Below are 25,124 nucleotides of genomic sequence, written 5' to 3' on the forward strand. Positions count from 1 at the left end.
GAGTTCAAGTGATATGGATGTTGTCGTTTATGCTCCTGCATCAATCGGTAATGTCAGTGTAGGGTTTGATGTGCTGGGGGCCGCTGTGTCTCCAGTGGATGGCACACTGCTGGGTGACCGAGTTATGGTTAAAGCCGGTGATGAACCATTCTCACTTAAAACTGCAGGCAGCTTTGTTTCTAAGCTGCCAACTGAAGCAAAAGAAAACATCGTCTACGACTGCTGGGTGGTGTTCTCGAGAGAGCTTGATAAAAAAGGTGTTACGCTAAAGCCTTTGGAAATGACGCTAGAAAAGAACATGCCTATCGGTTCAGGTTTGGGCTCTAGTGCATGTTCAATTGTCGCGGCACTGGATGCGCTAAACCGTTTTCACGGTCAGCCACTGAATGAAACTGAACTGCTTGCTCTGATGGGCGAAATGGAAGGTAAGATTTCAGGCGGTATCCACTACGATAACGTTGCGCCATGTTACCTTGGGGGTGTGCAGCTCATGCTTGAAGAGCTAGGCATCATTAGCCAAGAAGTGCCGTGTTTTGACGACTGGTACTGGGTAATGGCTTATCCGGGTATTAAGGTCTCAACGGCTGAAGCGAGAGAGATCCTACCATCTCAATATCGTCGTCAGGATATTATTGCTCATGGTCGTCACTTAGCGGGCTTTATCCACGCGTGTCATTCAGGTCAACCTGAACTGGCGGCGAAGATGATCAAAGACGTGATCGCTGAACCATATCGTGAGAAACTGCTTCCAGGGTTTGCTGATGCTCGTAAATACGCGCTGTCAGCTGGGGCACTGGCTACTGGTATTTCTGGTAGTGGTCCAACTCTATTTAGCATTTGCAAAGAACAAGATGTCGCCGAGCGTGTTGCACGCTGGTTAGAACAAAATTACGTACAAAATGAAGAAGGATTCGTTCACGTTTGTCGCCTAGATAAGCAGGGTTCGATCGTTACAGGAAGTGAGTTATGAAACTGTACAACATCAAAGAAAATGATGAACAAGTCTCTTTTGGCCAAGCCGTTCGTCAAGGCTTAGGCCGTAATCAAGGTCTATTTTTCCCATCTGAACTGCCAAAGTTTGATGATATCGATGCGCTGCTAGCAGAGGACTTTGTCCCTCGTAGCTCAAAGATTCTGTCAGCATTGATTGGTGATGAATTACCAAAAGAACAGATCGACCAAATGGTGGATGCAGCGTTCCAATTCCCTGCACCAATCAACCAAGTAAAAGACGGCGTTTACGCGCTTGAGCTTTTCCACGGTCCAACACTGGCGTTTAAAGATTTCGGTGGCCGCTTTATGGCTCAATCTTTAGCAGCTGTTTCTGATGGTGGTCAAATCACTATCTTAACGGCAACATCAGGTGATACTGGTGCGGCGGTTGCGCATGCTTTCTACGGCATGGAAGACATCAATGTTGTGATTCTTTACCCGAAAGGCAAGATCAGCCCACTGCAAGAGAAGCTGTTCTGTACGCTTGGCAAGAACATCCACACTGTGGCGATTGATGGTGACTTTGATGCGTGTCAGGCTCTAGTTAAAGACTCATTTGATGACGCTGAACTGCGTAAAGAGATCGGTCTTAATTCGGCAAACTCGATCAACATCAGCCGTTTAATGGCTCAGATCTGTTACTACTTTGAGGCGGCTTCTCAGCTGACTAAAGAGCAACGTGAAAACCTCGTTATCTCTGTACCAAGTGGTAACTTTGGTAACCTAACGGCTGGTCTATTGGCTAAAGCGCTAGGTCTACCTGTTAAGCGTTTTATCGCAGCAACTAACGAAAATGACACTGTTCCTCGTTACCTAGAAACAGGTCAATGGGATCCAAAACCGACTGTTGCGACAACATCGAACGCGATGGACGTAAGCCAACCAAACAACTGGCCTCGTATCGAAGAGCTTTGCCAACTGAAAGGTTGGGGCTTAGATACACTAGGCAAAGGTAAAGTATCTGACGAGCAGAGCGCTGAGTCAGTTCGCGACCTAAAAGCACAAGGTTACCTATGTGAACCACATGGTGCGATTGCTTACCGTCTACTGGAAGAGCAACTGCAAGAGAACGAAACTGGCTTGTTCCTGTGTACAGCACACCCAGCGAAATTCAAAGAAGTGGTTGATGACATCCTAGGTTCTGATATCGAACTGCCTGGCCCGCTAGCAAAACACGCGGCGATGGAATTGTTGTCTGAAGATCTTGATAACGATTTTGAAGCGCTAAAAGCTGTGCTTCGTCGAGTTCAACCGTAACGTCCATTTGTTTTTCGAACAAATAAAAACGGCGCTCAATGAGCGCCGTTTTTGTATTCTAATTTAAGCTCTAAAAATTATAGAGACTCAGTGAACGTACGTGCGATAACGTCACGTTGCTGTTCAGTTGTTAGAGAGTTGAAACGTACAGCGTAACCCGATACACGGATAGTTAGCTGTGGGTAGTTCTCTGGGTGAGCAACTGCGTCTTCTAGCGTTTCACGCTTAAGAACGTTAACGTTTAGGTGTTGACCACCTTCGATGCGTGGTGCTGCTTCGATTGCAACTTCACGGCTTTCGTACTCGCCTAGGTCTGCAGCTGAGATAACTTGGTCAGCTTCGAAACCTGCAGTAGCAACAACACAACGAGCTTCATTCTTCTCGCTATCTAGTAGCCAGATTGAGTTTAGTAGGTCATCGTTTGCTGCTTTAGTAATTTGAATACCTTGGATCATAACTATCTCCTAGTCCACTGAATGTGGTTTGATTATGGTGTTAACTTTCGATTTTTATTGAGCTGGCTAATATATACCTAATATTAGTAAGGTTAACATTGATTTAAGTCAAAAAACAACCAAAAACCATATTTTTACAAAGGTGATTATATTGAGGTAAATCAATAAAACCTTTGAAAACAAAGTAATTACAAAATATTTTAAAGTATAAAAAATATTTAACAGTCATATTTATTGTAAGTTTACTACATTTGTTGTGTTTTTATTGAACTACAACCGATACGACCCTTTATTTATTAAGCATTCTGAAAGTGTAAAGTGATTTAATGACAAACAATAATTCATCCTCAAAACCGGAAACAAATATTAAGTTTATTGGCGCTCATGTCTCGGCTGCTGGTGGAGTTGATCAGGCGCCTATGCGTGCACGTGAAATTGGCGCCAATGCGTTTGCACTGTTTACCAAGAACCAGAGACAGTGGGCGGCAAAACCGCTAGAAGCGAAAACCATTAGTGCCTTTAAAGCTAATTGCAAAATGTTGGGCTTCGGTGCTGAGCACATTCTTCCTCATGACTCCTACCTTATTAATCTAGGAGCACCAGAAGAAGAGAAGCTAGAGAAATCACGCGCGGCTTTTATTGATGAAATGGAGCGTTGTAATCAACTTGGATTAACGCTTTTGAATTTTCATCCTGGGAGTCATTTAAAGAAAATCTCAGAAAGCGAATGTTTGGCGAAGATCGCTGAATCGATCAACCTAGCTCATCAAGCGGTACCTGACGTAATCGCAGTGATCGAGAATACGTCTGGGCAGGGCACTAATCTGGGTTGGAAGTTTGAACATCTAGCAGAGATTATCGAACAGGTAGAAGATAAGTCACGTGTTGGTGTGTGCTTAGACACCTGCCATACGTTTACTGCTGGCTATGACTTGCGTACAAAAGAGGCGTGTGAGCATACTTTTGCTGAGTTCGACCGCATCGTGGGTATGCACTATCTAAGAGCAATGCACATCAATGATTCAAAAGCTGAGTTCGCGAGCCGAGTCGATCGACACCATTCTTTAGGAAAAGGCGAAATTGGCTGGGATTGTTTTGAGTATATTGCCTCTGATTCTCGCTTTAATGGTATCCCTCTTATCTTGGAAACCATTAATTCGACGATCTGGAAAGAGGAAATTCAACAACTTAGAATGTTTCATCGCTCAGCAACGCTAGCGAGCGAACAAGCGTAATAATAGAGGGGGAAATTTATTTCCGTCTATTTCTAAAAATTGGCACCTTTCTTTCATAGTATTAAAGTGAATATGTAGTTCACGATGTCTTAGAGGAGGTGCCTTTATGTATTCAATCACCCAAACTTCAACTATTGCTGTCGCACGCCGTTTACCTACACCAAACCGTCACGTGCATAACCACGGCCACCATCGTACACAGCAGAAAAGTGGTTAATCGAGATAAGCACAACTTGAACTGATTATTATGATTCATCAACAAGTGAACCCTACACATCATGTTTATTGATAGCTGTATGAGGTATAACTAGAGCCTTATTTAGGACAGTTAGCCGATACAGCTATTTTTTTGTCTGGCGAAAGCCGCTAGAAACCTTGATGATTGGGAAGTAAAACGATGACCGCACCAAAGACTTGGGAATCCATTATTAATGATGAACGTGATAAAGAGTACTTTCAGAGTGTCCTCGCGTTTGTTGAACAGCAACGTAATAGTGGTAAAACCGTCTACCCGCCACAAGAACAGGTGTTCAGTGCCTTTGATATGACGCCTTTCGAATCCGTGCGAGTGGTTATCTTAGGGCAAGATCCTTATCACGGTGCTAACCAAGCTCACGGCTTAGCATTCTCAGTGCTTCCTGGTGTGAAAATCCCACCTTCTCTACGCAATATGTACAAAGAGCTTGCACAAGATATAGAGGGCTTTGAGATTCCTAGTCATGGTTATCTCGATTCTTGGGCATCGCAAGGGGTGTTGATGTTGAACACAGTCCTTACAGTCGAAGAGGCAAAAGCACACTCACATGCTAAGTGTGGCTGGGAAACCTTTACCGATGCCATTATTGCTGAGCTCAATCAGCGCTCTGAACCGATCATCTTTTTGTTGTGGGGCGCACACGCCCAGAAGAAAGGTCAAGCGATTGATGACGACAAGCATCATGTGTTGGTTGCACCTCACCCATCGCCATTATCGGCACGCCGTGGATTCTTCGGTTGTCAGCATTTCTCTACAACCAACAAGCTGCTTTCTTCTATGGATCAACAACCTATTGACTGGCGTTTACCAACAGAAGTGTAGGTTGGTGGTTTTCTGAGCAGGGTCAAATCATAAATCAGCATATTCGTATACACTTATAAATAGTAGGTGTAATGGAGTGCAATACTATGATGATTGAAAGGATAAGACGAGAGCATGGCTATATGGCTCGTTTACTCGCGATACTCAACAGTAAGTTAGAGTTTCTGAAACAGGAGCGAGAAATAAACTATAGCCTGATCGCAGAGGTGGTTCATTACCTTATGAACCATTCAGACAAAGTGCATCACCCTAAAGAAGACGTCATTTATCGCTACTATCTTAAGCAATATGGCAGCGAGCAAGCGATTGAAGACTTGGAGTTAGAGCATCAATTGCTTTCTGAGAAAACGGCGGACTTTTTAGGTTTGGTCGATATGATCCTTCAAGATGCGGTGGTTCCTCAGCAAGTCTTTATTGAGCAGCTTGAAGCGTTTGTTAAGGCTCAGCGAAAGCACATGGAATATGAAGAGAAGCATGTGCTACCCATGATTGTTGAGGCGTTCACGGTGAAAGATTGGCAAGAAGTGGAGTCTCAATGGCTTCAACCGGAAGATGACCCTGTTTTTGGAGAGACCATCGCCGATCAATATCGCCAACTCGCGGCTCGGGTTCGACAAAATGAACAAGAGTGTGTTTAGCCCGTTGTAATGTTGAGGTGCACCTATTTTAGGTGTCCTCTATATTAGAGGGTTGGTTTCCAAATGGCGCTTTGAGCGGATTAACTACCTCAAAAAATAAAAAAGGCACCTATATAGGTGCCTTTTGCTATCTGATTTCTTATCGTGCTGATTAAAGTTTTATATCGTCAAGGCTAAAATCAAGACCTAGGTTCATCTCTCTCAGCTCTTTCTCAAGCTGCCTACGATCGTTGATGGCTTCGATTTCACGCCACTTACGCTTGAGTGGTTTCGAGCGTGATTTTTGAGTTACACGAGGCATTTCTAGTTCTGATACTTCATCGAATTGAAAGCTATCCATAAGCCATATCTCCTTCCGTGGGACTAGTTCTTACGAACCAATAAATATCATATTTAGGTTCACAATAACTTTGATTTGTTTCTCATTTGTTTCAAATCCATGAAGCTTTTGTTCTATTTTCTTATGCATGCTCACACATTGTGATAATTATTATGTATAAAAAACAGGCAAACAAACCGAAGTAAACGATTAAATTGGGGGTTATTGAATGTTAATTCATTGTGCGAATGGAATAGCGTTTTGACTACAATGCATTGAAGTGCACATGGTACCGTGCGGTATAGGGATCTCATTGGCCTAGAAAAAAACGAAGATCTTCACTATACCTTGTAAAACCTAGGCTGACGTCATTTTTATAGGATGGTGTTCTTGTTGGGGTAGTGCCGTGGCTGTTGTTGATATTATGTCCCGATAATGTGACTTTTATTGGGCTGCATTGTTGAAAGTTGTGTTAACAAAAGGTGTGTTATTAGTGAAATGTCATTTTAATATAAGTGTATTTGCATATTGATTTTTAGGCCGTCTCGCTGCATTATCCGCCCGTCAAAAAATACACTGATACGTAAAATGGATGCATGAAGCGACATTTACAGTCTCAATCGCCGCAAGAATATAACAAGAGTGCCGACACAACATTGACAGAGGCATAGGCGATTAAGAGGAAGGCTAGGAAGCATGATCGGTGCTTAAACTCAATTACGAGGTTCACGTGACAGACTTAATCAATTTGATGAACGATCTCCTTTGGGGATCTATCTTAGTTTACTTACTGGTTGGTGTGGGTATCTACTTCACTGTACGACTAGGCTTCATTCAATTCCGCCATTTCGGCCACATGTTCTCTGTTCTTAGAAACAGCCGTAAAGCAGACAGTGCTGGTATCTCTTCTTTCCAAGCTCTTTGTACTAGTCTCGCTGCTCGTGTAGGTACGGGTAACATGGCAGGTGTTGCTGTAGCACTAACCGCTGGTGGCCCTGGTGCTATCTTCTGGATGTGGCTAATCGCAATGCTAGGTATGGCAACATCGTTTGCAGAAAGCACACTGGCACAGCTATACAAAACGCGTGATAACGACGGTAACTACCGCGGCGGCCCTGCATACTACATGGAGAAAGGCCTAGGCATGCGTTGGATGGGGGTTCTATTCTCTATCTTCCTCATCATTGCATTTGGTCTAGTATTCAACGCGGTTCAAGCGAACGCGATTGCAAGCGCAATGAATACGGCATTCGACCTTGAGCGTAGCTACGTTGGTGTTGGTATCGTAATCATCTCTGCGTTCGTTATCTTCGGTGGTATCCGTAAGATTGCACGCACAGCAGAAATCATCGTTCCAATCATGGCATTGGCTTACCTAGCGATCGCTATGTACGTGATGTTCGCGAACATCGAGAAAGTGCCTGAAGTACTGGCTCTTATCTTCAAGAGTGCATTCGGTCTGCAAGAAGCAGCAGCGGGTGGCCTAGGTTACGCAATCGCACAAGCGATGATTAACGGCATCAAACGTGGTTTGTTCTCGAACGAAGCGGGTATGGGTTCTGCGCCAAACGCAGCAGCTTCTGCTACGCCTTACCCACCGCACCCAGCATCACAAGGTTACGTGCAAATGCTAGGCGTGTTCATGGATACCATTGTTATCTGTTCAGCAACAGTCGCAATCATCCTGATGTCTGGTGAGTATGTACCACACGGTGAAGTAACGGGTATCGAACTAACGCAACGTGCACTAACAGCACAAGTGGGCGAATGGGGCGGCATTTTTGTAGCGGTAGCGATTTTCTTCTTCGCTTTCACTTCAATCATTGCAAACTACTCGTACGCTGAAACGAACCTTATCTTCCTTGAGCACAACAACAAGAAGGGCCTAGTGCTGTTCCGTATCGTTGTTCTGGGTATGGTTATGTTCGGTTCTCTAGCGACGTTACCAACGGTATGGGCACTGGCTGACGTATCGATGGGCCTAATGGCGATTGTTAACTTGGTGGCGATTATCCTGCTATCAGGTATCGTGATTAAGCTAGCGAAAGACTACAACCGCCAACTAGACGCGGGTAAAGTACCAACATTCGATTCGAATGACTTCCCAGAGCTTAAGTCTCAGCTGGAAGACGGTATTTGGGACAACAACAAGAAGTAATCTTGTTGGAGCGATAAACGGCTCATCCTAAAGTGATTAGAAAGGCTAAGGTTTCGACCTTAGCCTTTTTGTTTGCCTGTCATTTGTCTCATTCTGTCTATCGAAGCTCATTCTCCCTATCGAAGTAATAGGAAGAGTCATAAAGACAAGTTGATGTTTTTTCTATACTCTAGCAGCATCCAGTTAGATAACCGATTAGGGTAAAGTTATGTTAGTTGTCGTTTCTCCAGCCAAAACACTTGATTACGAATCACCATTAGCGACGGAACGCTTTAGTCAGCCTGAGTTTGTTGAACACTCTGCTGAGCTGATTGAAGAGTGCCGCAAACTGACGCCAGTAGATATTTCTGCACTGATGAAAGTCAGCGATAAAATCGCAGGGTTGAACGTAGCGCGCTTTGAGCAGTGGAGCGAGACCTTTACCCAAGACAACGCACGCCAAGCAATCCTAGCCTTTAAAGGCGATGTATACACTGGCCTAGACGCTGAAACGCTATCGGATGAAGATTTTGACTACGCACAAGACCACCTGCGCATGCTTTCTGGGTTATATGGCTTGCTTAAGCCATTAGATTTGATGCAGCCATACCGCCTAGAGATGGGTACACGCTTAGCCAATGCTCGTGGTACTAACTTGTACCAGTTCTGGGGCAACATCATCACAGACAAGCTGAATGAAGCGTTGAATGCTCAAGGCGACAATGTGTTGATCAACTTGGCGTCTAACGAATACTTTAAAGCCGTGAAGCCGAAGAACTTGGATGGCCAAGTGATTACCCCTGTATTCAAAGACTGCAAGAACGGTCAGTACAAGGTGATCAGTTTCTACGCGAAGAAAGCGCGTGGCATGATGGCTCGCTACATCATCGAGAACAAGATCGACTCGGTTGAGGCGCTGACCCAGTTTGATACGGCGGGCTATTACTTCGTTGAAGAAGAGTCGAACGCGAAAGAGCTTGTCTTTAAGCGCGAAGAGCAAAACTAGTAGTCCTTGGCTAACGAGTAGCTCTCGGTTTTAGCCTGATAACAGACCAGATAGAGAAAAGCCCCATGCAGCGAACTGCATGGGGCTTTTTTATTGAATCGTTGAAGCTGGTAGATTACTTCTTCTTTGCTGCTTTCTTTTTCTTCGCGATTTTTTTCTTCTTCGCGATTTTTTGTTTCTCTACCGCTTTCTTATCTTCTTTCTTCGGCTTCTTCTTCTTAGTCACGGCCGCTTTCTTATGCGTAGGGCGCATGCCTTCAATAAAGCGTTCTTTGATTGGTTCGTCTGTGTAACGAGCCACACGCTCAATCATTAGTTGATCGTGCGCTTCAATGATAGAAACCGCGTTACCTTTTTTACCAGCACGAGCAGTACGGCCAATACGGTGTAGGTATACGTCAGCAGTACGTGGCATGTCGTAGTTGATTACGTGGCTTACGTCTGGAAGGTCGATACCACGAGCAGCAACGTCAGTCGCTAGTAGTACGTTTACAGAGCCGTCACGGAAACGAGCAATCGCGTTGTTACGACGATCTTGAGGCATTTCACCTTGGATCCACGCACATGGGATTTGCGCGCTTTCAAGTTGAGCTCGTAGATCACCTAGACGATCACGCGTCTTCAAGAATACGATGCTGCGCTCAGCTTGCTCTGTGATGACGTGCTTTAGGATGTTTAGCTTGTGCTCTGCCGTGTCTGCACGGTGGTACCACTGAGTGATCTTCTTACGCTCACGAAGTGATGATTTCGCATCGATCTCCGCTGGGTTTTTCAGTAGATCTTCAGTGAAGCCTTCAATGCCTTTACCTTCTAGTGTTGCTGAGAACAGTAAAGTTTGTTTACGCCAGCGACACTCTGCAGACAGACGGTCAACAACAGGACCAAAGCCCATGTCTAGCATGCGGTCGGCTTCATCTAGAACCAGCCATTCAATCGCACGACAGTCAAAACGCTCGCCTTCAATGTATTCCATCAAACGGCCAGGTGTTGCTACTACGATATCTTGAGTTGTACTTAAGATATCTGCGTGCTCTTGGTACATAACACCGCCCGTGATCGTGAAGATATTTAGGCTGGTGTATTTAGCAAGCTCACGTGCTTGTTCGGTGATCTGCATTGCTAGCTCACGCGTTGGCGTCAGGATAAGCATACGTGCAGGGCCAGATTTCTTACGTGGGAAATCCAGTAGGTATTGCAGTGCTGGCAATACAAATGATGCTGTTTTACCAGTACCTGTTGGCGCAGAAGCCAAAACGTCTCTTCCATCTAACGCTTGTGGGATTGCTTCAGCTTGTATCTGTGTTGGACGTTCGTAGCCCATTTCGTCAATTGCTTTAAGCAGCTCTTGGTTTAGATCGAGTTCTGCAAAGGTTCTGATCACTGTTGTTTCTCCACAAGCAATAAATGTTTCTGCCTCAAAAAGCAGACGATAAAAAAGAGTAGTCGGACATTATAGAAGCATTAGTGATTAGGATCACATGGTATTTGCTACATCTTGAGATAAAAATCTTTAGTGAGCGCAATAAATGCTTCGCTATAACCACCTTGATGGTGAATTGTAAGCGATTCGCGCTGCAAATCTTGCTCGCAAGCAGGATCTTTAGATAACTCGAATAAAATTCGGCTAGCTGGCTTTTTATCTGTTGTTTTTACATCAAGGCGTTTTGCTAGATACCAACCACATTGCTCGGCAAGCTTGATAAAACCTTCCCCCTCAGGCGTCGGTAGGATGAAACTGGCAGTCGCGGCGTCGGTTGTTATCTCGAAACAACGCTGGGCAAGCGCTAAATGATCCAAGCTGTCGGTGTGCCTGGCGGTGGCTCTTTGGCTTTGCTGCGCCTGTTCTCCAGAGTTGAAGTAGGGCGGGTTACAGATGATCGCATCAAACCTTTGTGGAAAGTCGGTTGTTAACACGCTGCCGTGATCAAGGGAGATACGATTTTGCCAAGGCGACTGCTCAATATTGACAGTGGCAGCATCAATAGCGTGTTGATCAATATCTATCGCAGAGATTGAAGCATCTTCAAAACGCTGCGCAGCCATCAAAGCCAGCAGACCTGTCCCGGTTCCAATATCGAGTACACATGATCTTTGTGGCAGGCTTACCCACGCGCCAAGTAATACGCCATCGGTACTGACTGGCATACCGCTTTTCCCGCCGTAAATTGAGAATTGCTTAAAATTGAAGCTTTTAGTTTGCACTGTTTTGTCTTTCATTAATGTTCTGAGTATCGAGATATTTTAAGTGATTAGCTCTAATGTTAACCGCTTGTATGAATCAATGTTCTGCTTGGAAGAATATTGTTGTGCATTATGGTTAGTTTATAATTGTGGCTATTTTTCTATAGCTAGTGGAATCCACTGCTTTTTGTTCTCATATGCAAATTTATATGGTGTTTTTGTGTGGTGACTTGCAGCTAGCCAGTTGTTTCGTCATTATGCGCGACTATTTTATAGATTGATTGGCAGCTTTGAGCTGTAACATTCATGTAAGCACAACATAAATTCATAAATATAATTAAGGATTATCTGTGAAACAGAGTCTAAAACTAACAGATATAATGGCATTGGGCTTTATGCTTTTTGCGTTTTTCTTGGGTGCGGGTAACATCATCTTCCCACCTCTAGCTGGCCAATTAGCCGGTGATCACTTCCTTCCAGCGATGTCTGGTTTTCTGCTGACTGCCGTTGGTCTGCCGTTAATCACTATCGTCGCGGTCGCAGTGGCTGGTGGCTCTTGGGGTCACTTAACTAAAGATCTTCCTAAGAAAGCAGCAACCATCATGGCTGTACTGATCTTTATCATTATCGGTCCTGCATTTGCTGCACCGCGTACTGGCCTTGTTGCCTATGAGATGGCGGTGAAACCGTTCTTCATCGATGCCTCTCAAGCTCACCTAACTCTCTTTTCGATTGCATTTTTTGCAGTAGCGATGTTCTTCTCATGGTCGCAAGGTAAGCTTATTGACGTCATTGGTAAGGTGCTAACACCTGCACTGTTCGTTGGTTTGGTTGTGCTGGCGATTGCTGTATTCGTTAACCCTCAAGGCGATATTCTTGCGGCTCACGGTGAGTACATCACTCAACCACTAACCAAAGGTTTCCTTGAAGGCTACAACACCATGGATACTTTTGCTTCTTTGATGTTTGGTATGCTGATTGTTGATGCGATTCGTAGCAAGGGCATTACTGACCGTGCAGCGACGACTAAGTACCTAATTAGCGCGGGTTGTATTGCCGCAGCGGGTCTGGCGTTTGTTTACATCTCTCTATTTTTCCTAGGCGCAACAAGTGCAACAGTCGCAGCTGGTGCAGACAATGGCGGTGCTATTTTAAGCCTATACGTTCAATCGTTGTTTGGTCCTTCTGGTCAGCTAGTGCTTTCTGTGATCGTACTATTAGCATGTCTAACTACGGCGATTGGCCTTGTGTCAGCATGTTCTGATTACTTCAGCTCGCTAACGCCTCTGTCTTACAAGACTTGGGTAATCATCAATGGTGTAGCTTGTGCAACCGTTGCGAACGTTGGTCTTTCTCAACTGATTTCTCTGTCTGTTCCAGTACTGTTTGCACTGTACCCAGTCGCTATCGCGTTGGTTGCTCTGACATTCTTACGTAGCCGTTTCCCTAATCCAAAAGCGGCTTACCGCGTAGTGGTATTAGTGTCACTGCTGTTTGCTCTTATTGATGGCGCTAAAGTAGCGGGTGTAGACGTGTCTGCACTTAAGATGCTGCCACTGTTTGAGATCGGTATGGGTTGGTTGCTTCCAACAACGGCTGCAATCATCTGTATGTTCTTTGTTGGCAAGTCAACAGAACAAGAGATGGCTGAAGAGACTGTTTAATCTTCCGTTGAGATTAGATTGTCCTTCGAGATGAAATAGAAAAGGCCTCATTACTTCGCAGTAATGAGGCCTTTTTGTATTCTGTGGTCTTTTTATATCCAGCTAGTTACTTGGTTAGCTACTTAGCCGGGAGTACTTCTGTTTGGTTATAGCTTTTCGCTGTACTCAACCAGTACTTGCTCAACCCAGCTTTCGATACGGTCGTCGCTTAGCTCGTATTGTGAATCTTCATCAAGCGCCAAACCAACGAATTGAGATTTGTCTTCGGTTAACGCTTTAGACGCTTCGAACTCGTAGCTGTCATCGTTTGGCCAGAAGCCAACAAACTCTGCACCCGCGGTTTTCAGTTCATCATGCAATAGACCCATCGCATCTAGGAACCATTCGCCGTAGCCTTCTTGGTCACCCAAACCAAACAGAGCCACAACCTTGCCTTCCATAGGCGTGGTTGCGATGTCTTCCCACAGTTCATTCCAATCTTCTTGGATTTCACCGAAGTCCCAAGTCGAGATGCCCAGCAATAAAAGGTCGTAGTCCGCCATCAATGAAAGAGGGCTTTCTTTCACGTTATGGATATCAACTAGGTCTTCACCAATAATGCCGCGAATTTTCTCTGCTGCCATTTCTGTGTAGCAGGTGGTTGAGCCGTAAAATAATCCAATTTTCATAGCAAACGTTCGATTTTAATTTCAGATGGCGAATTCTAACCATAAATCGACTTCGATTGCAGCGATTATCCGCTCAAGTCGTAATTTTTATGGCATTCATATTTGCTCTGGCATACTCTCAAAACAGTTTCCAATATTGTGAGTAACACTATGCAGTCGCCTCAAGGGCAGAGCGCAGACCACGGTCTCGTTGAGCAGTTTTTAGATGCTATGTGGATGGAGCGAGGATTATCGGAGAATACGCTTGTCTCGTACCGTACCGATTTGTCCAAGTTATTAGCGTGGATGGAAAAGAACAATTACCGCCTCGACTTCATTAGCCTTTCAGGTTTACAGGATTATCAAGGCTGGTTAGCCGACGCCGATTTTAAGCAGACCTCTCGTGCCCGTATGTTGTCGGCGATTCGTCGCTTGTTCCAATATTTGCACCGCGAGAAAATCAGAGGCGATGATCCAAGTGCCTTGTTGATCAGCCCGAAGCTGCCGCAACGCTTGCCGAAAGATTTGAGCGAAGAACAGGTTGATGCTTTGCTCGATGCGCCAGATCCGAACGATCCGATTGAGCTTCGCGATAAGGCGATGCTTGAGTTACTCTATGCAACCGGTTTGCGTGTGACAGAACTGGTTAGCTTGACGATGGAAAACATCAGCCTAAGGCAGGGCGTGGTGCGTGTTATTGGTAAGGGTGGCAAAGAGCGCTTAGTACCAATGGGCGAAAATGCGGTGGATTGGATAGAGACTTTTATTGAACAGGGTCGTCCACATCTACTTGGCGAAAACAGTTCTGATGTGGTTTTTCCGAGTAAACGCGCCAAGCAAATGACCCGTCAGACGTTCTGGTATCGTATTAAGCACTACTCGGTCGTCGCTGGGATCGATACAGAGCTGTTGTCACCACACGTATTGAGACACGCTTTTGCGACGCATTTACTGAACTATGGCGCAGATCTCAGGGTCGTACAGATGTTACTTGGGCATAGTGACTTATCGACAACCCAAATTTATACTCACGTGGCGACTGAAAGGCTCAAGCAAATTCACGCGCAGCATCACCCACGTGCTTAAATCCATTTATTTTTAAGGTGAACTTAATGAGCGTATTACGCCGTCTTCCTCTACTAGCGCTTCCTCTTATGATTACTGCATGTAATGCATCAGAAGCGAAAGTAGAAACAACATCAACAGCCGTAGAAGCTGCTCCAGCTCAAGCTATTGATACAGTTGCGTTAACTAAGCGTTTTGAAAAAATCGGTATTAAGGTCGATAAGATTGTGCCTTCGGATATCGATGGTCTTTTAGAAGTTCAAACCAACAGCGGCATTATCTTTTCTTCTCCAGAGGGCGATCACTTTCTAGCCGGCACTCTTTACTCTTTGGATGAAAACGGAAAGTTCAGTGATGTTTTGGCTGAGCGTCAAGCTCCGCTGAATGCTGAAAAAGTGGCAGCGATGTCGGATACGGTTATTGAATACAAAGCCGATAACGAAAAGTATGTTGTGACGGTATTTACTGACATTACGTGCGGCTACTGTGTTCGTCTGCACAGCCAAATGCAAGGCTACAACGATTTGGGTATCACCGTTCGTTACATGGCTTACCCACGCCAAGGTGCGACAGGGCAAGTTGCCGATCAAATGGCAGCAATCTGGGCGTCAGATGATCCAAAAACAGCGATGCATGACGCTAAAGTAAACCGTCAAATGCCAGCGTCTGGTAAAGACCTAGCAGAGCAAAAGCAGATCATTGCTAAACAATACCAACTGGGTCGTGAGCTTGGCATCAATGGCACACCGGCTATCGTGCTAGCAAGTGGTGAGTTGGTGAGTGGTTACTTACCGCCAGCACAACTTCTTCAACGTTTAGAGCAATAATCTCGTTTTCTGTATTGCCAATTTATCCCCCATGTTTTTGATTTAAGGAGTGGCCTGATTGATATCGGGCCCATTTTTATATGATAGAGATCCAACGCCGTCCTGAGGTCGACATTTCAGTCTTACCTGCTCACTTACCTGACTTGTTAAAGCGTATTTATGTGAGTCGTGGAATCGACAGTGCCGACCAACTAGAGACAGCAGCGAAAGGCTTGCACTCTTATCAAAAACTGGGCGGCATTGATGCTGCGGTTGAGCTGTTGTTCAAAGCTATTCAGCAGCAAAAACGCATCATCATTGTTGGTGACTTTGATGCCGATGGCGCGACCAGCTCGGCGCTGTCTGTTTTAGCGTTACGTATGCTCGGCAGCTCTAACGTCGACTATCTGGTACCAAACCGTTTTGAAGATGGTTATGGCTTGAGCCCTGAGGTTGTTGAACAGGCAATCGAGCTTGGTGCTGAAGTGATCATGACGGTCGACAACGGTGTATCTTCAATTGAAGGTGTTCGCTTTGCTAAAGAGAAAGGGCTAGAGGTTCTGGTTACCGATCATCACTTGCCGGGCAATGAACTGCCAATGGTCGATGCTATGGTTAACCCAAACCTTGAAAGTTGTGCTTTTCCTTCGAAAGCCCTAGCGGGGGTTGGTGTCGCTTTTTACCTGATGATGGCATTGTGTGTTCACATGCGTAAATTGGGTTGGTTTGCAGAGCGCGGCATGACAGAACCTAAGTTGATGGAACTGATTGACCTTGTGGCGCTGGGTACGGTTGCCGACGTGGTTCCACTCGATGAAAACAACCGAATTTTAGTTCATCAAGGTTTGCAACGTATTCGTGCGGGTAAAGCTCGTCCGGGCATTCAAGCCTTGATCGAAATTGCTAAGCGAGACGCTAAGCGTTTGGTGGCGTCTGACTTTGGCTTTGCTCTTGGTCCTCGTATCAATGCAGCTGGTCGATTAGACGACATGTCTTTTGGTGTTGAGCTGCTAATGAGTAACAACATCCATGCGGCTCGTCGAATGGCGAGTGAGTTAGATGGCTTGAACCAAACACGTAAAGAGATCGAAGAGGGTATGAAGCAAGAAGCGATGGCTTTTTGTGAGCGCCTTGAATTTGGTAAAGACGACCTACCTTCTGGCTTGGCACTATTCCAACGTGATTGGCACCAAGGTGTGATTGGTATTTTGGCTTCGCGTATCAAAGACAAATACCACCGCCCAGTGATTGCGTTTGCAGATGGCGGCGAAGGCAGTATCAAAGGTTCATGTCGTTCAATTCCGGGTCTGCACATGCGTGATGCATTGGACCGAATTGATACTCAAAACCCTGGCTTGATTCTTAAATTTGGTGGCCACGCAATGGCGGCTGGTTTAACCATCATGGAAAAGGACTTTGAACGCTTCAGCAAGCTGTTCAATGATGTGGTGAAGAATGAACTTGGAGAAACAGCACTGAAGGGCATTATCTTGTCTGATGGTGAGCTGTTACCAGAAGAGTTCTCGATGCACACCGCTGAAACGCTGCGTTCAGGTGGCCCGTGGGGACAAGCTTTCCCTGAGCCAATCTTCGATGGTGAGTTTAAAGTGCTGCACCAAAAGCTGGTGGGTGAAAAGCACCTTAAGCTGATGCTTGAGCCGCTCTACAAAGGCCACCCAACCAATGTGATGATTGACGGTATTGCCTTTAACGTCGACCTACGTCGCTGGCCTGATGCATCAGTAAAAACCGTTCATCTTGCATTTAAGCTCGATATCAACGAATTTCGCGGCAACCAATCGTTGCAGCTGATGATTGATCATATCGAAGCCAAATAGTGATTTTGGGCTCAATAATGCTCATCATATAGTGCCAAATTCAACAAGCTCTGTTCAAAAACAGGGCTTGTTTTCCTTCCTGCCCTTACAAAATTTACGTGTTTTTTATGCCTGTCAATTTTATATCCCATTAAGTTGTTGAATCTTGGTTCACCACTCTAAAAAATTCTGTATCTCCGTCACACTTTTGAGTACAATTCTTCGGTTAAATTCTACTCATAAATGATGAGCTAAAATGTTTGAAATCAATCCTATAAAAAACCGTCTGCAGGATGTGTCTGAGCGCACAAATATCCTGAGGGGGTATCTTTGACTATGACGCTAAGAAAGAGCGTCTAGAAGAAGTAAACGCAGAATTAGAACAACCGGATGTATGGAACGAACCTGAGCGTGCTCAAGCGCTAGGTAAAGAACGTTCTGCATTGGAAGCGGTAGTAGAAACGATCGACCAACTTGACCAAGGTGTTGAGGATGTTGATGGCCTATTAGAGCTTGCGGTTGAAGAAGAAGATCAAGAAACGTTCGATGAAATTGAACCAGAACTGGCCGAGCTTGAAGCTAAGCTAGAGAAGCTGGAATTCCGTCGTATGTTCTCTGGTGATCACGATGCATCAGATTGCTACATCGATTTACAGTCAGGTTCGGGCGGTACAGAAGCTCAAGACTGGACTTCAATGATGTTGCGTATGTACTTACGTTGGGCTGATTCGAAAGGCTTCAAGACTGAAGTTATCGAAGTGTCTGATGGTGATGTTGCTGGCCTTAAAGGTGCAACGGTACGTATCTCTGGTGAGTACGCTTACGGTTGGTTACGTACAGAGACTGGTGTTCACCGTCTAGTTCGTAAGTCACCATTTGATTCAAGTGGTCGTCGTCATACTTCATTTGCCTCTGCGTTTATCTATCCTGAGATTGATGACAACATTACGATCGACATTAATCCTTCTGACTTACGTATTGATGTATACCGTGCCTCTGGCGCTGGTGGTCAGCACGTAAACACCACGGAATCAGCGGTACGTATTACTCACGTTCCGACTAACACCGTGGTTCAGTGTCAGAATGACCGTTCGCAGCATAAGAACAAAGATCAAGCGATGAAGCAGCTACGTGCTAAGCTTTTTGAACTTGAGATTCAAAAACAAAATGCTGAAAAACAAGCGAGCGAAGAGACGAAATCAGACATCGGTTGGGGCAGTCAGATCCGCTCTTACGTACTGGATGATTCTCGTATCAAAGATTTACGCACCGGCATCGAAAACCGTAATACTCAAGCGGTTCTTGACGGTGACTTAGACAAGTTTATTGAAGCTAGCCTGAAATCAGGTCTGTAAGCTTTATCAACTATTAAGCTTTACCAATAATATTGGTAAAAATGCCTATATTTACAAAAATATAGCGGTCCAAATTTTAAAAGCAGGGTACATCTCTAATGACTGATGCTGTTCAAAACGAAAACGCACAAGAAGCTTCTTCACCTGAAGAGAACAAACTAATCGCTGAGCGCCGCAGCAAGCTGGATCACATCCGCCAAAACTGCAAAGCTAACGGTCACCCAAATGACTTCCGTCGTGAGCACCTAGCTGGCGATCTTCAAGCGGAATTCGGTGAGAAGACTAAGGAAGAGCTAGAAGAGCTTAACCACATCGTTGCGATCGCTGGTCGTGTTATGGCGAAGCGTGGTCCATTCCTTGCGATTCAAGAAACTTCTGGTCGTATCCAAGCATACGCAGCGAAAGACGTTCAAAAAGTACTGAAAGAGAAGTACCAAGGCCTAGATATCGGTGACATCATCGGTGTTAAAGGTGCGCTTCACAAATCAGGTAAAGGCGACCTTTACGTGAACATGGAAGAGTTTGAATTGCTGACTAAAGCACTTCGTCCTCTACCAGAGAAGTTCCACGGTCTAACTGACCAAGAGATGCGTTACCGTCAGCGTTACGTTGACCTAATCGTGAACGAAGATTCTCGTAATGCATTCATCGTGCGTTCTAAGCTTGTATCTTCAATCCGTAACTTCATGAGCGCGAAAGGCTACCTAGAAGTTGAAACGCCAATGATGCACGTGATCCCGGGTGGCGCAACTGCACGTCCGTTCATCACTCATCACAATGCACTAGACATCGACATGTACCTACGTGTTGCACCAGAGCTTTACCTTAAGCGTCTAGTGGTGGGTGGTTTTGACCGTGTATTCGAGATCAACCGTAACTTCCGTAACGAAGGTCTATCTCCACGTCACAACCCAGAATTCACAATGATGGAATTCTACCAAGCGTACTCTGACTACAAAGACCTTATGGATCTGACAGAAGAGATGCTAAGCACGGCAGCAATGGACGTTCTTGGTTCTACTTCTATGCCTTACGGTGACGAAACGGTTGAGTTCGGTGGCACTTACGCTCGCATGAGCATGTTCGATGCAATCAAACACTACAACCCTGAGCACGCTGAGATTCAAGCGCTAACAGAAGCAGACCTACAAGACCGTGAAAAGATGGTTGCTATCGCAAAATCTGTACACGTAGACGTAGAAACGTTCTGGACATGTGGTCAGCTTCTAGAAGAGATCTTTGGTGAAACGGCTGAGCCTCAGCTAATTCAACCAACGTTCATCACTGGCTACCCAGCGGACATCTCTCCTCTAGCTCGTCGTAGCGATGACAACCCGTTCTTCACAGACCGTTTTGAGTTCTTCATCGGTGGCCGTGAAGTTGCGAATGGTTTCTCTGAGCTTAACGATGCACAAGACCAAGACGAGCGTTTTAAAGCGCAAGTTAACGCGAAAGACGCGGGTGATGACGAAGCGATGTACTACGATGCAGACTACATTACTGCACTAGAGCACGGCCTACCGCCAACAGCGGGTCAAGGTATCGGTATCGACCGTCTAGCAATGCTATTTACAAACACGCACACAATCCGTGACGTGATCTTGTTCCCGGCAATGCGTCCACAGGCGTAATTCTCGCTTATAGGGCGTAACAGCCTATGTAATTAAAAAGCCACTGAAGAGTGGCTTTTTCTGTTTTGGGGCTTCAAAACCTAGTCTGTACCGCACTCTTGATTCGAAAAATCGTTATTTCTGACATAGTCTTACTATTGAGACATAAAATCTAAGATAGTCTCACTACTATACGTCTCTGCGCTGAATACGCTCTCGCGGCATTTTGTCGAACGATGAAGCAGTGACTCGTATTAGTCTGATTTAAATAAAAATAGAACAAGGAAGAAGGATGGGAACTCAATTTAAGATGGATTCCTTACCAGGTTCTCTTATCGTCGTTGGTGGTGCGTACGAACCCTGGTTATCAGTGTTAGAACAAGTGGGTTGGCAGTGTACCCAGTGTGCAGATTTACGAAAAGCCGATGCCTTGATTGCTGATATTGGCCCATGTATTGGTATTGTCGATCTTAGTCATGATGAGTTCAGTCTCAACGGTATTGCTAACCTTGTGAGCAATAACAAGCAGGTGAGATGGCTCGCCTTTATCCGTGAATCTCAATTAAGCTCTGATACGATCTGCCAGTTTATCGTCAACTTCTGTATCGACTTTTTCACGGCACCAATCCCAGATGCTCAATTGCTGAGTACCATTGGTCACCAACTGGGTATGCTTAAGCTTGAGCAGAAGGTATGGCCAAACTACGGCATCAATAACAACATGGGACTGCTAGGCGATTCTGTGGCCGTGAAGCGCTTGAGAGACCAAGTAAAGCGTATTGGGCCGACTGATGTCAGTATCTTGATTTATGGCGAGAGTGGGGCTGGTAAAGAGACGATTGCACGCTCGATTCATCAAAATTCGTCGCGAGCACAGAAACCATTTTTAACGGTTAACTGTCGTGCCTTGTCTGAAATGAGAATAGAGGCCGAGGTGTTTGGCATATCAGCACAGTCAGCGACTGCGCCTTGTATGTTGGAAGAAGCCGATGGCGGAACCATCTTGCTTAATGATGTTTTAGCGATGCCACGCAATCAACAACTGAACCTGTTGCGCTTTCTACAAGAAGGTAAGATTGAAACTGCGAATGGACCTAAATCTGTCGATGTGCGTATTCTGGCCGCGAACTCCTCTGATATCGAGAAGGCGTTGATCGAGGGCGACTTCAATGAAGAGCTTTATCACTATATCAATGTTCTGCGTATTCATGTTCCAAGCTTAAAAGAACGTGTGAGCGATATTTCAGTACTGGCGAATCATTTTCTGCGTGAGTACTCGAAAGAGTTTAATGCTCAAGCGAAGAGCTTCTCAGACGATGCTATCCGTTCTATGAATCGATACCATTGGCCTGGAAATGTGCGTGAGCTGATGAATCAGATTAAGCGTGTTGTGTTGATGTCTGATGCTGTGATCATTGAGGATCACCAACTGGATTTACCAAAACAGAATGATGAACGTCGCAGTTTGAAAAGCATTCGTGAGCGTTCAGAGCGCGATGCATTGTTGATTGTATTGGAATCTTACGGTGGACAGGTCTCGTTGGCTGCTAAGGAGCTCAGAGTATCACGAGCAACGATGTACCGTTTATTGAATAAACACAGCCTTATTTCTGAGGGCGTTATTTAGAATTCTTTGCTAAGTGATTCAATCTGTTAGTGTAAATTTAAGAGCGACGCATCATGCGTGGCTCTTTTTGTTGTTAGTCGCTGTGTTCACATTCGAACAATTGAGAGATGCCCCCTAGGTCACTAAGAGATATGTTCTGTGATCTTATATAATAATAGTGAATATCTTATATATAAATGAATATGCAACTGATATTCCAGGTGAATGCATTGTTTTAAAAATGTGAGCCAATTAGCGGTTGAATAATATACTCACTTGGTTAGACTTTAACCGTGAAAGCAGCGTTTTAACAAAGACTTGTCTGCTTTCACTACCCCATTTCTTTTTGGATTTCTTAGTTAGCTTGGAGGCGCAAATGAAACATTTCGATTTTATACAGCATATTTGCGCTTCGTTTGATCCGTGTTCTGACATGGTGACTGTTATGTCACAAACATCAGCCATGGCCGATCGAAACACCCAAGATAAACCTAACTAATAGATCCGTACCCTTATTTGGCTGCGGAAAAATAGCAGCTAAGTGAGAAGCCCTCATACTATTTAACACGCTATTTTTCCTCAGTTTATTTTACAACTGGAGAGTTATTATGCGTCACTCAGTATACTTAAAACTAGCAACAGTCCTTATCCGTGCAGACCTTCGTCGTGAAGAACGTGAATGGCAACGAAAAGTTCGTCGTAGTTCATACGATCTACCATGGAACAATACTCATTTATTGAGAGATATTGGCCTTGAAGCCGATGGTCGACCAATTGGTTTTTCTGAACCTGAAGTCGTTACGATTGAACGTCGAGTTCGTCACCTTCGTCGAGTCTTAAGCGCGCGAATACCGACGTAATCTTGTGGGGTGATAGCGCCTTTCACCCCTTAAGATAAATATCAGCGATAGTTGTGGCGTCGGAAGTGCAAGCTTTTGAACTAGAACTGGCCAAAAAAGAGAAGCACTTGCTTCTCTTTTTTGCTTTTTTAAGCCGTTATGTGTGCTTTTTTAAGTCGTTATCTAGTAAAGAAAAAGAGTTCTACTACGCTTTATAGAGCAAGGGAGGCTGGCTATGCAAAAGCATCAATTAGACATGTGGTTACATGGAGAGCACAAAGACTCGTATCAAACACCAAAGGTATACGTTATTGGCTGTTCCGATATCTCGGAATATCTATTAGCAGTGGAATATAAACACAAGCTAGAACCGGTAAAGCAAGACGGTGAGCCGCTTCACTTTGGATCCTTGGATCAAGTGAAAGAAGAGTTACTCCGGCTCGGCTTTGAAAAGGCGTATCTTCGCTTACACAACGCCTATGATGAGTTTGGTAATGAGCCAAGCCAAAGCTACTGTGATATTGAACTGGCGCTCAAACCTCATTAGAACTCGTTTCTTACTACCGACGGTTGATAACACACTGATCATCCTATCTTTGAAGTGCGTTAAGCGACCTATGCGTAGTGTGTCGTCAGCAATTTGTGGGTGAATTGAGTTCTTAGGTAAAAACCACGCGGTTTAGTCTTGATGGGCTTTCCACTTGCACCGTAGGCTTCCGTTAACACTCGGCTGTTGGCGGCTTTTGGTCGTAGATGCAGCGCTTCACCGTGCCTTGCTGTTATTTGTTCAACATTGCCTAACACGATCAATTCCATCAGTTCTTCCCAATCCCTTTTTAGAAGCTCGTTTTCAGCCTCGCTTGGTGTCCATAGCAAAGGGGATCCTACATGCCTCTCTGCTAGCGGGATCTCTCTTTCTCCCTCGACAGGGATCCACAACACCTTAGACAGCTTGTTTCGAACGTGGCTGGTTTCCCAAGTTATGCCTTGCACACCCATCAAAGGAGCAACACACACAAAGGTGGTTTCGAGTGGCTTGCCAGAGTAGCTAATCGGAATGCTTTTTAGCTCGATACCGAGCTTGGCAAAATCTTGTTCTGGCTTACTGCCTGCAGGTGCACCCAAGTGCCATTCCAATAGCTGCCCAACCCAGCCTTTATCACGCTTAAGGTCGTTTGGCATCACCATCTCAGCTTCGTCAGCGAGCTCTTTAAAGGTCATTCCGGCGATGGCATACGCGCGCTCTAACAGCTCTTGTTGTGTTTGTGGTTCTGGTTTCATAATAAAAGGCATGATCAAAAAAATGATTTTATCAGAAGTTATCACCAAATGACGACTGGTTAAGAAATGATCTCCTTGCGAGAGAAGGGATCAAATTCAGGGTTATCCACAGGACATAAAGGTAATTAATTGAAATATTAATTTAGTGGATAAATAAACAGGGGTTTATGGTGGATAAAATGCTTGCCAAATGGGGTTCAAAATGAATCTTTCACTTAGTAGTGTGGATAAACATCGGAGTGGTTGATCTTTAACCATGTCAGGTTTCTGAAAGATCTTTTACATTTCTAATGTTTTTTAAAACTAGAATGTTATTTTAATCTACTGATTTATATAATAATAAAATTATTTTGACTGATTTGTTGTTTTTGGTGTTGATGAATCTATGGATTAAAAAAAACGATTGCGGGTAATTCTTCACATAGTTATTCACAGAAAAGGTGAATAAATGTGGTCTATGTCTCACTATTGTGTGGGTAACTAGAATTTGAGCAAAACTTATCCATATTCCTAGTTATTATTCATAAATATAGCGCTTATCACGTCACTAAGTTTGCTCCGATTGGGGATATGTGGAAAAATCAGAGTAATTAAAAATTTAGATAGAGGTTGGCCAGTGATAGATGGCGATGGTTACCGATTAAATGTTGGTATTGTAATCTGTAACAACCATGGTCAGGTCTTCTGGGCTAAACGATACGGGCAACATTCATGGCAATTCCCTCAAGGGGGAATAGATGAAGGTGAGACTCCGGAACAGGCAATGTACCGCGAGTTGTATGAAGAGGTTGGCCTTACTAAAAAGGATGTAAAGATCGTCGCGACAAGTCGTCATTGGTTACGCTACAAGCTACCCAAACGACTGGTTCGGTGGGATTCTAAACCTGTCTGTATTGGACAAAAACAGAAGTGGTTCCTTTTGCGCTTAGATTGCGATGAATCGCATATCAATATGCAGCGTGGAAGTACACCTGAGTTTGATGGTTGGCGTTGGGTGAGTTACTGGTACCCAGTTCGACAAGTTGTTTCTTTCAAGCGAGATGTTTACCGTCGAGCGATGAAAGAGTTCGCATCTTTAGCAATGCCGTTTAAAGAGCGAAAAATAAAAGGAAAGCGCAAATTGCGTAGAGGTTAA

The 25,124-nt window shown here is 44.7% G+C and carries 23 protein-coding genes; 17 read left to right on the forward strand and 6 right to left on the reverse strand.

What is annotated here, in order from left to right; genetic code table 11:
• The first annotated feature begins 13 nt into the window (after nt 1-13).
• Together thrB and thrC are read left to right on the forward strand one after the other, a co-directional pair.
• Nucleotides 14-970, forward strand: a complete 957-nt coding sequence (gene thrB / locus AB4486_RS16650; RefSeq protein WP_032545653.1) for a homoserine kinase — start codon at nt 14-16, stop codon at nt 968-970.
• Nucleotides 967-2,250, forward strand: a complete 1,284-nt coding sequence (gene thrC / locus AB4486_RS16655; protein WP_017059314.1) for a threonine synthase — start codon at nt 967-969, stop codon at nt 2,248-2,250. Before thrB ends, thrC begins: the two co-directional genes overlap by 4 nt.
• Nucleotides 2,251-2,327: 77 nt before the next feature.
• Here the strand turns inward: thrC and grcA are convergent, their stop codons facing one another.
• Nucleotides 2,328-2,705, reverse strand: a complete 378-nt coding sequence (grcA, locus tag AB4486_RS16660) for an autonomous glycyl radical cofactor GrcA (protein ID WP_017059315.1) — start codon at nt 2,703-2,705, stop codon at nt 2,328-2,330.
• 326 nt (nt 2,706-3,031) lie between these two features.
• Between grcA and nfo the strand changes: the two genes are divergently transcribed.
• The 3 genes from nfo to AB4486_RS16675 all read left to right on the forward strand — a co-directional run bounded on the left by nfo (nt 3,032) and on the right by AB4486_RS16675 (nt 5,656).
• On the forward strand, nt 3,032-3,940 hold the full coding sequence (gene nfo, locus AB4486_RS16665; protein WP_372117821.1) for a deoxyribonuclease IV: 909 nt from the start codon (nt 3,032-3,034) through the stop codon (nt 3,938-3,940).
• A gap of 397 nt (nt 3,941-4,337) precedes the next feature.
• Nucleotides 4,338-5,018: a uracil-DNA glycosylase gene (ung, locus tag AB4486_RS16670; RefSeq protein WP_017059317.1), complete on the forward strand. Its 681-nt coding sequence runs from the start codon at nt 4,338-4,340 to the stop codon at nt 5,016-5,018.
• A gap of 86 nt (nt 5,019-5,104) precedes the next feature.
• The gene (locus AB4486_RS16675) at nt 5,105-5,656 is read left to right on the forward strand and encodes a hemerythrin domain-containing protein (RefSeq protein WP_017070073.1); all 552 of its coding nucleotides are present in this window, start codon (nt 5,105-5,107) and stop codon (nt 5,654-5,656) included.
• Nucleotides 5,657-5,807: 151 nt separating this feature from the next.
• Here the strand turns inward: AB4486_RS16675 and AB4486_RS16680 are convergent, their stop codons facing one another.
• Entirely contained in the window at nt 5,808-5,996 is a 189-nt protein-coding gene (locus AB4486_RS16680) for a DUF3545 family protein (RefSeq protein WP_017059319.1), read from the reverse strand.
• A gap of 709 nt (nt 5,997-6,705) precedes the next feature.
• Here AB4486_RS16680 and AB4486_RS16685 point away from each other — a divergent pair.
• Nucleotides 6,706-8,133: a sodium:alanine symporter family protein gene (locus tag AB4486_RS16685; protein ID WP_032545312.1), complete on the forward strand. Its 1,428-nt coding sequence runs from the start codon at nt 6,706-6,708 to the stop codon at nt 8,131-8,133.
• A 208-nt stretch (nt 8,134-8,341) separates the two neighbouring features.
• Nucleotides 8,342-9,118, forward strand: coding sequence for a peroxide stress protein YaaA (gene yaaA / locus AB4486_RS16690; RefSeq protein ID WP_017059322.1), 777 nt, complete (start codon nt 8,342-8,344; stop codon nt 9,116-9,118).
• Nucleotides 9,119-9,233: 115 nt separating this feature from the next.
• Here yaaA and srmB read toward each other — a convergent pair whose 3' ends face one another.
• Nucleotides 9,234-10,499 carry an ATP-dependent RNA helicase SrmB gene (srmB, locus tag AB4486_RS16695; RefSeq protein WP_017059323.1) on the reverse strand — a complete coding sequence of 422 codons (1,266 nt, stop codon included), beginning with the start codon at nt 10,497-10,499 and terminating at the stop codon, nt 9,234-9,236.
• A 107-nt stretch (nt 10,500-10,606) separates the two neighbouring features.
• A complete protein-coding gene (locus AB4486_RS16700; RefSeq protein ID WP_017062876.1) occupies nt 10,607-11,335 on the reverse strand; it encodes a tRNA1(Val) (adenine(37)-N6)-methyltransferase in 729 nt (242 codons plus the stop codon).
• Between the two features lie 314 nt (nt 11,336-11,649).
• Between AB4486_RS16700 and brnQ the strand changes: the two genes are divergently transcribed.
• Nucleotides 11,650-12,963 carry a branched-chain amino acid transport system II carrier protein gene (gene brnQ, locus AB4486_RS16705; protein WP_017059325.1) on the forward strand — a complete coding sequence of 438 codons (1,314 nt, stop codon included), beginning with the start codon at nt 11,650-11,652 and terminating at the stop codon, nt 12,961-12,963.
• A 146-nt stretch (nt 12,964-13,109) separates the two neighbouring features.
• Here brnQ and fldB read toward each other — a convergent pair whose 3' ends face one another.
• Nucleotides 13,110-13,631 (reverse strand): flavodoxin FldB, encoded by a 522-nt coding sequence (fldB, locus tag AB4486_RS16710; RefSeq protein ID WP_372106043.1) that lies wholly within the window; start codon nt 13,629-13,631, stop codon nt 13,110-13,112.
• Between the two features lie 150 nt (nt 13,632-13,781).
• Between fldB and xerD the strand changes: the two genes are divergently transcribed.
• From xerD to AB4486_RS16750, 8 genes are all read left to right on the forward strand, one after another.
• Entirely contained in the window at nt 13,782-14,696 is a 915-nt protein-coding gene (xerD, locus tag AB4486_RS16715) for a site-specific tyrosine recombinase XerD (RefSeq protein ID WP_017059327.1), read from the forward strand.
• Between the two features lie 26 nt (nt 14,697-14,722).
• A complete protein-coding gene (locus AB4486_RS16720; RefSeq protein ID WP_372117825.1) occupies nt 14,723-15,502 on the forward strand; it encodes a thioredoxin fold domain-containing protein in 780 nt (259 codons plus the stop codon).
• An 80-nt stretch (nt 15,503-15,582) separates the two neighbouring features.
• Nucleotides 15,583-17,319, forward strand: coding sequence for a single-stranded-DNA-specific exonuclease RecJ (gene recJ / locus AB4486_RS16725; protein WP_017059329.1), 1,737 nt, complete (start codon nt 15,583-15,585; stop codon nt 17,317-17,319).
• Nucleotides 17,320-17,554: 235 nt separating this feature from the next.
• Nucleotides 17,555-18,653, forward strand: a protein-coding gene (gene prfB / locus AB4486_RS16730) for a peptide chain release factor 2 (protein WP_100208942.1) whose coding sequence is annotated in 2 segments (ribosomal slippage) — nt 17,555-17,629 and nt 17,631-18,653 — 1,098 coding nt in all. Because the reading frame shifts where the segments join, the coding sequence is not laid out codon by codon here.
• 98 nt (nt 18,654-18,751) lie between these two features.
• A complete protein-coding gene (lysS, locus tag AB4486_RS16735; RefSeq protein WP_017059330.1) occupies nt 18,752-20,284 on the forward strand; it encodes a lysine--tRNA ligase in 1,533 nt (510 codons plus the stop codon).
• Between the two features lie 271 nt (nt 20,285-20,555).
• Nucleotides 20,556-21,890, forward strand: coding sequence for a cyclic-di-GMP-binding transcriptional regulator VpsR (gene vpsR / locus AB4486_RS16740; RefSeq protein WP_372117827.1), 1,335 nt, complete (start codon nt 20,556-20,558; stop codon nt 21,888-21,890).
• A gap of 587 nt (nt 21,891-22,477) precedes the next feature.
• Nucleotides 22,478-22,729 carry a hypothetical protein gene (locus AB4486_RS16745; protein WP_004735015.1) on the forward strand — a complete coding sequence of 84 codons (252 nt, stop codon included), beginning with the start codon at nt 22,478-22,480 and terminating at the stop codon, nt 22,727-22,729.
• A gap of 214 nt (nt 22,730-22,943) precedes the next feature.
• Nucleotides 22,944-23,255: a DUF6482 family protein gene (locus tag AB4486_RS16750; protein ID WP_004735016.1), complete on the forward strand. Its 312-nt coding sequence runs from the start codon at nt 22,944-22,946 to the stop codon at nt 23,253-23,255.
• 68 nt (nt 23,256-23,323) lie between these two features.
• On the opposite strand, the gene mutH is transcribed toward AB4486_RS16750, so the two are convergent.
• Complete coding sequence (mutH, locus tag AB4486_RS16755; RefSeq protein ID WP_102332791.1) at nt 23,324-23,989, reverse strand: DNA mismatch repair endonuclease MutH; 666 nt, start codon at nt 23,987-23,989, stop codon at nt 23,324-23,326.
• A 616-nt stretch (nt 23,990-24,605) separates the two neighbouring features.
• Here mutH and rppH point away from each other — a divergent pair.
• Nucleotides 24,606-25,124, forward strand: coding sequence for an RNA pyrophosphohydrolase (gene rppH, locus AB4486_RS16760; RefSeq protein ID WP_017059335.1), 519 nt, complete (start codon nt 24,606-24,608; stop codon nt 25,122-25,124).

This window comes from Vibrio sp. 10N.222.55.C6 (genome assembly GCF_041473395.1).
In the GTDB taxonomy this organism is placed as follows: domain Bacteria; phylum Pseudomonadota; class Gammaproteobacteria; order Enterobacterales; family Vibrionaceae; genus Vibrio; species Vibrio crassostreae_C.

Bases quoted from the DNA above. Each gene is read 5' to 3' on its own strand.
- AB4486_RS16675 (WP_017070073.1), top strand. From the start codon at position 5,105: ATGATGATTGAAAGGATAAGACGAGAGCATGGCTATATGGCTCGTTTA.
- yaaA (WP_017059322.1), top strand. From the start codon at position 8,342: ATGTTAGTTGTCGTTTCTCCAGCCAAAACACTTGATTACGAATCACCA.
- nfo (WP_372117821.1), top strand. From the start codon at position 3,032: ATGACAAACAATAATTCATCCTCAAAACCGGAAACAAATATTAAGTTT.
- xerD (WP_017059327.1), top strand. From the start codon at position 13,782: ATGCAGTCGCCTCAAGGGCAGAGCGCAGACCACGGTCTCGTTGAGCAG.
- lysS (WP_017059330.1), top strand. From the start codon at position 18,752: ATGACTGATGCTGTTCAAAACGAAAACGCACAAGAAGCTTCTTCACCT.
- AB4486_RS16720 (WP_372117825.1), top strand. From the start codon at position 14,723: ATGAGCGTATTACGCCGTCTTCCTCTACTAGCGCTTCCTCTTATGATT.
- vpsR (WP_372117827.1), top strand. From the start codon at position 20,556: ATGGGAACTCAATTTAAGATGGATTCCTTACCAGGTTCTCTTATCGTC.
- thrB (WP_032545653.1), top strand. From the start codon at position 14: ATGGATGTTGTCGTTTATGCTCCTGCATCAATCGGTAATGTCAGTGTA.
- AB4486_RS16750 (WP_004735016.1), top strand. From the start codon at position 22,944: ATGCAAAAGCATCAATTAGACATGTGGTTACATGGAGAGCACAAAGAC.
- AB4486_RS16680 (WP_017059319.1), bottom strand. From the start codon at position 5,996: ATGGATAGCTTTCAATTCGATGAAGTATCAGAACTAGAAATGCCTCGT.
- AB4486_RS16700 (WP_017062876.1), bottom strand. From the start codon at position 11,335: ATGAAAGACAAAACAGTGCAAACTAAAAGCTTCAATTTTAAGCAATTC.
- fldB (WP_372106043.1), bottom strand. From the start codon at position 13,631: ATGAAAATTGGATTATTTTACGGCTCAACCACCTGCTACACAGAAATG.
- mutH (WP_102332791.1), bottom strand. From the start codon at position 23,989: ATGAAACCAGAACCACAAACACAACAAGAGCTGTTAGAGCGCGCGTAT.
- ung (WP_017059317.1), top strand. From the start codon at position 4,338: ATGACCGCACCAAAGACTTGGGAATCCATTATTAATGATGAACGTGAT.
- thrC (WP_017059314.1), top strand. From the start codon at position 967: ATGAAACTGTACAACATCAAAGAAAATGATGAACAAGTCTCTTTTGGC.
- AB4486_RS16745 (WP_004735015.1), top strand. From the start codon at position 22,478: ATGCGTCACTCAGTATACTTAAAACTAGCAACAGTCCTTATCCGTGCA.
- recJ (WP_017059329.1), top strand. From the start codon at position 15,583: ATGATAGAGATCCAACGCCGTCCTGAGGTCGACATTTCAGTCTTACCT.
- grcA (WP_017059315.1), bottom strand. From the start codon at position 2,705: ATGATCCAAGGTATTCAAATTACTAAAGCAGCAAACGATGACCTACTA.